General features: G+C 70.2%; 1 protein-coding gene. It reads left to right on the top strand.

The annotated features are described in order from the left end of the window. A partial coding sequence (locus E4099_RS31605; protein WP_135342525.1) for a non-ribosomal peptide synthetase occupies positions 1 to 1,947 on the top strand: 1,947 nt, incomplete at both ends.

The following is a 1,947-nucleotide window of genomic DNA, read 5'->3' as shown; positions in this document are numbered from 1 at the left end:
ATCACCCTGGGCACCGCCATCGCCGGACGCACCGACGAGGCCCTCGACCCGCTGATCGGCTTCTTCGTCAACACCCTGGTACTGCGGACCAAGCTGGACGGCAACCCGACCACCACCGAGCTGATCGGCCGGATCCGGGAACAGGACCTCGCCGCCTATGCCAACCAGGACGTGCCCTTCGAGCGCCTGGTGGAGACCCTCAACCCCACCCGCTCCCTGTCCCGGCACCCCCTCTTCCAGGTCATGCTGGTCTTCCAGAACACCCCGGAAGCCGTCATCGAGCTGCCAGGGGTGACGTGTGCCCTTGAGCCGGTCGAATCCCAGACGATCAAGTACGACCTGTCGTGGAGCTTCTCCGAGACCCGGGATGCCGAAGGCGCCCTCGGCCTGAGCGGAACCCTCCAGTACAGCCTGGACCTCTTCGACCGCTCGACCGTCGAGACGCTGGTGCAGCGCCTGGTCCGCGTGCTGGAGGCCATGGCCGCCGACCCCCAGGTCCGTGTGAACGCGATCGACGTGCTGGGCGAGGCGGAGCGCCGCCGGGTGCTGGAGGAGTGGAACGACACCGCCACCCCCACCGACGTCACCGCACGGACCCTGCCCGCGCTCTTCGAGCGGCAGGTCGCGGCCACTCCCGACGCCGTCGCGGTGGTGCACGGCGACACCGAGCTGACCTACGCCGAGCTGGACGCCCGCGCCAACCAGCTGGCCCACTGGCTGATCGGCCAGGGAGTGGCACCCGAGTCCTTCGTCGCCGTGGTCATGCCCCGCTCGGTGGAGCTGATCACCACCCTGCTGGCCATCACCAAGGCCGGCGGCGCCTACGTACCGGTCGACCCCGGCTACCCGGCCGACCGCATGAGCTACATGCTCACCGACGCCGCCCCGGTCGCCATCCTCACCCTGGCCGACACCGTCCACGTCCTGGCGGACATCGCCACCAGCGCGCCCATCCACATCCTCGACGACCCCACCAGCAACACGGGCATCCCCGGTCACACCACCGAGCCCGTGGGCGACCAGCACCGCGCCCGGGCCCTCGACGCCCACCACCCCGCGTACGTCATCTACACCTCCGGCTCCACCGGCCGCCCCAAGGGCGTCGTGGTCGAGCACCGCAGCGTGGTCGACTATCTGTCGTACGGCAGGCGGGCGTATCCGGACGCGGCCGAGGTGGCGCTGGTCCACTCACCGGTCTCCTTCGACCTGACCGTGACGGCCCTCTACACCCCGCTGGTCTCGGGCGGGCGGGTCATTCTGGCCGGGCTGGAGGACGATGACCCCGAGAGCGCCGAGATCCTGACCCGGACGCCGTGCACCTTCCTCAAGGCCACCCCCAGCCACCTGCCGCTGCTGGAGTACCTGCCGCCGCAGTACTCGCCGACCGGGCACCTGCTGCTCGGTGGTGAGGCCCTGCAGAGCGAGGTGCTGAACACCTGGCGGGAACAGCATCCGGACGCGGTGGTCAGCAATGTGTACGGGCCGACCGAGTCGACGGTGAACTGCACCGAGTTCCGCATCGAGCCTGGCCAGAGGCTCCCCGCTGGTGTGGTGCCGATCGGGCGCCCGCAGTCCAACGCCCGTCTCTACGTCCTGGACGCCGCCCTCCAGCCGGTGGCCCCGGGCGTCATCGGCGAGCTGTACATCGCCGGCGCCGGCCTGGCCCGCGGCTACTGGAACCGGCCCGACCTGACCTCCGAACGCTTCATCGCCTGCCCCTTCAGCAGCACCGGCGAGCGCATGTACCGCACCGGCGACCTCGCCCGCTGGACCCAGGACGGCAACCTCGTCTTCGCCGGACGCGCCGACGACCAAGTCAAAATCCGCGGCTTCCGCATCGAACTCGGCGAGATCGAAAACGTCCTCACCAACCACCCCGACGTCCACCAGGCCGTCGCCATCGTCCGCGAGGACACCCCCGGCGACCGCCGCCTGGTCGCCTACACC

Source organism: Streptomyces palmae, assembly GCF_004684805.1.
Taxonomy (GTDB): Bacteria; Actinomycetota; Actinomycetes; order Streptomycetales; family Streptomycetaceae; genus Streptomyces; species Streptomyces palmae.
The sequence above is the reverse complement of the archived record's forward strand: the minus strand, read 5'-3'. Positions and strand labels throughout refer to the sequence as shown.